1 pseudogene is annotated in these 285 nt (G+C 72.6%); it reads left to right on the top strand.

Annotation, left to right across the window (positions count from 1 at the left end):
* A pseudogene (locus B7L92_RS43265) lies at positions 1 to 285 on the top strand (thiazole synthase); the annotation flags it as partial.

Here is a 285-nt window from a genome sequence, read left to right as displayed (position 1 = left end):
CTGGAGGCGGCGGAGACGCTGGTCGACGACGGGTTCACGGTGCTGCCGTACACGAACGACGATCCGGTGCTGGCGCGGAAGCTGGAGGACGTCGGCTGTGCGGCGATCATGCCGCTGGGGTCGCCGATCGGGTCGGGGCTCGGGATCCGGAACCCGCACAACTTCCAGCTGATCGTGGAGCGCGCGGGTGTGCCGGTGATCCTGGACGCGGGGGCGGGCACGGCGTCGGACGCGGCGCTGGCGATGGAGCTGGGGTGCGCGGGGGTGATGCTGGCGTCGGCGGTG

This window comes from Streptomyces viridosporus, from assembly GCF_002078235.1.
Taxonomy (GTDB): domain Bacteria; phylum Actinomycetota; class Actinomycetes; order Streptomycetales; family Streptomycetaceae; genus Streptomyces; species Streptomyces viridosporus.
The sequence above is the reverse complement of the archived record's forward strand: the minus strand, read 5'-3'. Positions and strand labels throughout refer to the sequence as shown.